Annotated in this window: 8 protein-coding genes; 7 read left to right on the top strand and 1 reads right to left on the bottom strand. The window is 65.7% G+C overall.

All coding sequences use genetic code 11. The features are described 5' to 3' along the window. The 6 genes from JHC99_RS18070 to JHC99_RS18045 all read left to right on the top strand — a co-directional run. Positions 1 to 277: metalloregulator ArsR/SmtB family transcription factor (locus tag JHC99_RS18070; protein WP_292156067.1), on the top strand; the 277-nt coding region annotated here is incomplete at its 5' end. Then, complete coding sequence (locus JHC99_RS18065) at positions 261 to 758, top strand: SRPBCC family protein (protein WP_292156065.1); 498 nt, start codon at positions 261 to 263, stop codon at positions 756 to 758. The genes JHC99_RS18070 and JHC99_RS18065, both read left to right, overlap by 17 nt. Before the next feature lies 1 nt (position 759). After that, entirely contained in the window at positions 760 to 1,269 is a 510-nt protein-coding gene (locus tag JHC99_RS18060; RefSeq protein WP_292156064.1) for an SRPBCC domain-containing protein, read from the top strand. Between the two features lie 29 nt (positions 1,270 to 1,298). Continuing rightward, on the top strand, positions 1,299 to 1,778 hold the full coding sequence (locus JHC99_RS18055; protein ID WP_292156063.1) for a VOC family protein: 480 nt from the start codon (positions 1,299 to 1,301) through the stop codon (positions 1,776 to 1,778). Beyond that, positions 1,775 to 2,164 carry a DoxX family protein gene (locus JHC99_RS18050; protein WP_292156062.1) on the top strand — a complete coding sequence of 130 codons (390 nt, stop codon included), beginning with the start codon at positions 1,775 to 1,777 and terminating at the stop codon, positions 2,162 to 2,164. The genes JHC99_RS18055 and JHC99_RS18050 overlap by 4 nt, the downstream gene beginning before the upstream one ends. A 5-nt stretch (positions 2,165 to 2,169) precedes the next feature. Further along, positions 2,170 to 2,790 (top strand): dihydrofolate reductase family protein, encoded by a 621-nt coding sequence (locus JHC99_RS18045; protein ID WP_292156061.1) that lies wholly within the window; start codon positions 2,170 to 2,172, stop codon positions 2,788 to 2,790. A gap of 1 nt (position 2,791) precedes the next feature. Here the strand turns inward: JHC99_RS18045 and JHC99_RS18040 are convergent, their stop codons facing one another. Continuing rightward, entirely contained in the window at positions 2,792 to 2,992 is a 201-nt protein-coding gene (locus tag JHC99_RS18040; protein WP_292156060.1) for a hypothetical protein, read from the bottom strand. 154 nt (positions 2,993 to 3,146) lie between these two features. Between JHC99_RS18040 and JHC99_RS18035 the strand changes: the two genes are divergently transcribed. Next, the coding region (locus JHC99_RS18035) for a toprim domain-containing protein (protein WP_292156059.1) at positions 3,147 to 3,424 on the top strand (278 nt) is incomplete at its 3' end.

Raw genomic sequence — 3,424 nt, 5'->3', positions numbered from 1 at the left:
GCTGTGCGAGGGCGAAGCCAGTGTCGGCGACCTGGCCGAGCCGTTCGACATGAGCTTGCCTGCCGTCTCCAAACATCTGAAGGTGCTGGAAAAGGCCGGTCTGATCAGTCGCGGCAAGGAGGCGCAGTGGCGGCCCGCCCGGCTGGAGCCGATGGGCATGAAGGGCATGGCCGAATGGCTGGAGCACTATCGGCGATACTGGGATTCCAGCTTCGACCGCCTCGATGCTTACCTGAAGAAAATCCAGAAGGGAGACCCCAATGGCCCAAGAAACTGAAATCGATCCCTGCCACGCCACCGGCGCTCACGGCCACGAGTTGGTGCTGGAGCGGATCCTGAACGGCACCCCAGAGAAGATCTGGAAGGCGTGGATGACCCCCGAAATCCTGGCGCAATGGTTCTGCCCCAAGCCCTGGTGGATCACCGATGCGGTCATCGAACCCGAAGTCGGCGGCCGCTTCGCTGTCACCATGAACGGCCCGGACGGCGAGGTCATGCCGAATGACGGGGTCTTCCTGCTGGTAGAGCCCGCCCGCCGCTGGATCACCACCGACGCCTTCATCAAGGGCTGGCTGCCGGCCGGGCCCTTCATGTCAGCCGAGATCGAACTGACCCCCCTGCCCGACGGCACGACCCGCTATGTCGCCACCGCCCGCCACTGGTCGGAGGCGACGATGAAGCAGCATGAGGCCATGGGCTTCCACGACGGCTGGGGCACGGTCGCGGACCAGCTGAACGCCCTGCTGCCGACGCTCTGAGATGTCGACCATCGATCCCGCCCTGAAGCCCCAACCCCTTGCTGACCTGCCACCGCTCCTGCCGGGCCGGCTGGAGATGACCCGCACCTTCGACGCCCCCCGGCCGCTGGTCTGGGCCGCCTGGACCCGGCCCGAGATGCGGGTCGGCTGGATGGGTCCGGTCGAATGGCCGATGGTCTCGGGCACCAACGACCTGCGGATCGGCGGTGAGTGGCGCGCCTGCCTGCGCTCGGTCGAGACCGGCGAGGATCTCTGGCAGGGCGGCCACTACCGCGAGATCGACGAACCCCGCCGCCTGGTCTTCACCTTCAAATGGGACGAGAGCCACGAGGACGGCCCGCCCGCCGACACCCTGGTCACCGTCGACCTGCACGAGACCGACGACGGCAAGACCCGCATGGACTTCACCCACGAGGGCCTGAAGTCCGAACGCAGCGTCACCGGCCATACCCACGGCTGGACCTCGACCATGCACAGGCTGGACGCCTGGCTGCTCGCCAACCCCGACTGACAACCCCAAAGAACACGGAGGACACGACCATGAAGATCGTCACGAGCCTGAGTTTCCAAGGCGAATGTCGTCAGGCGTTCGAATTCTACGCCGGCGTCCTGGGCGGAGAGATCACAGCCGCCATGCCCTTCGGCGACGGCCCGCCCGACATGCCGATCGATGCGAAGTACAAGGACTGGCTGATGCACGCCTGGCTGCAGATCGGCGACCAGGCGATCATGGGCGCGGACATGCCGCCCGAGTTCGCCCCCAACATCGACAAGCCCAAGAACGGCTTCGACGTCACCTTCCATACCGAAAGCGTCGAGGAGGCCCGCAGGGTATTCGACGCCCTGTCCCAGGGCGGCAAGGTCGGCATGGCCTTCGGCGAGACCTTCTGGACACCCGGCTACGGCAGCTTCACCGACAGGTTCGGCATCCCCTGGATGATCAACACCATCCGAGGTGCCGACTGGAAGCCGGAAGCCCCGTCGGCCGCGAATTGGCAGCCAACGGAAGACCCGCAATGAAGGCCTCGCCGATGGTCTGGGTCGGTCGCGTCCTGACCGGCCTGTTTGCCGTATTCATGCTGGGCGCGTCGATCATGCCCAAATTCTTCATGCCCGCCGTCGTGGCGCAAAGCATGACGCCCAACGGCTGGTCGGGGGACAAGACCCTGTTGCTGGGGATCATCGAACTGACCTGCCTGGTCCTGTATCTGATCCCGCGCACGGCGGTGTTCGGGGCGGTGCTGATGACGGCCTATCTGGGCGGTGCGATCGCGACCAACCTGCGGGTCGACAACCCCCTGTTCGGCTTCACCCTGTTCGGAGTCTATCTGGGTCTGTTCATGTGGGGCGGGCTCTGGCTGCGCGATCCGGCCCTGCGCCAGATCTTCCCCATCCGCCGGAGCTGATCACCATGAGAAAGCTCATCGCCGCTGCCTTCGTCAGCCTGGACGGCGTCATGCAGGCGCCGGGCGGGCCCGAGGAAGACCCGTCGGAAGACTTCGCCTTCGGGGGCTGGACCGCCCCCTTCTGGGCCGAGGACACCGACCCCTTCATGGGTGTGTTCGACGACGCGGATGGTCACCCGTTCGACCTGCTGCTGGGTCGGCGGACCTATGACATCTTCGCCGCCTACTGGCCGGTGCATCAGGAGATCCCGATCGGGCCCCTGTTCGACCGTGTCACCAAATATGTCGCGACCTCGGATCCAGACACCGCGACCTGGATCAATACCGTCGCCCTCACCGGAGATGTCCCGGCCGCGATCGCCCGCCTGAAACAGGGCGACGGCCCCGACCTCTTGACCCAGGGGTCCAGCGTCCTGCTGCACGCCCTGCTGGCCCACGACCTGATCGACGAGCTGCGCCTGATGACCTTTCCGGTCGTCCTGGGCCACGGCAAGCGCTGGTTCGGCCAGGGGTCCGCGCCGGCCGGCTTTACCCTGGATCGGACCGAGACCTTCTCCACCGGCGTCGTCTCCAGCCTCTACACGCGGGCCGGCGAGGTTCGGACCGGAACGATCGGCGATGCCTGATCTATGACCCTGAGGGCCGGGGCGACTCGGCCCTCAAGACGACGGTCTCCAGCAGCCCCGCCAGCACCTCGTCGCCGTCCCAGCGCGCCATCTCGGCCAGTTCCTGCGCCATGGAGCCAATATACTCGCGGACAGGATATTCCGTGCTGGCGAGAGACCGGGATGCGACGGCGGAAGTCTGGGCGAGTTCGGCTCGGGCCATTATGAAGGTCCTCGGATCTGACAGCGAATCCCACCCTGCACAACTTTAGGCTAAACGACAACCCATACGTGAATTCTGCATTGCACAATCGGCGTGATTGACAGGACGGCTGCGTCTGACCACCTTCGCCGCCTCCCAAACAGACTGCGCCATAATGAACCTCGTCATCGTCGAGAGCCCGGCCAAGGCCAAGACCATCAACAAATACCTCGGCTCGGACTATGAGGTTCTGGCCTCCTACGGCCATATCCGCGACCTGCCGTCCAAGGACGGGTCTGTCCGTCCCGACGACGATTTCGAGATGGAGTGGGAAGTCGACGCCCGCGCCTCGGCCCGGATGTCCGAGATCGCCGCCGCCGCCAAGCGCGCCGACCGCGTCATCCTGGCCACCGACCCCGACCGCGAGGGCGAGGCCATCAGCTGGCATGTGCT

This window comes from Brevundimonas sp. (assembly GCF_016463485.1).
Taxonomy (GTDB): domain Bacteria; phylum Pseudomonadota; class Alphaproteobacteria; order Caulobacterales; family Caulobacteraceae; genus Brevundimonas.
Note: the sequence above shows the minus strand (reverse complement) of the source record. Positions and strands in the feature narration are given on the sequence as shown.

Excerpts from the sequence above, each read along its gene's own strand:
- JHC99_RS18045 (WP_292156061.1), top strand. The coding sequence starts at position 2,170 with ATGAGAAAGCTCATCGCCGCTGCCTTCGTCAGCCTGGACGGCGTCATG.
- JHC99_RS18065 (WP_292156065.1), top strand. The coding sequence starts at position 261 with ATGGCCCAAGAAACTGAAATCGATCCCTGCCACGCCACCGGCGCTCAC.
- JHC99_RS18055 (WP_292156063.1), top strand. The coding sequence starts at position 1,299 with ATGAAGATCGTCACGAGCCTGAGTTTCCAAGGCGAATGTCGTCAGGCG.
- JHC99_RS18060 (WP_292156064.1), top strand. The coding sequence starts at position 760 with ATGTCGACCATCGATCCCGCCCTGAAGCCCCAACCCCTTGCTGACCTG.
- JHC99_RS18040 (WP_292156060.1), bottom strand. The coding sequence starts at position 2,992 with ATGGCCCGAGCCGAACTCGCCCAGACTTCCGCCGTCGCATCCCGGTCT.
- JHC99_RS18050 (WP_292156062.1), top strand. The coding sequence starts at position 1,775 with ATGAAGGCCTCGCCGATGGTCTGGGTCGGTCGCGTCCTGACCGGCCTG.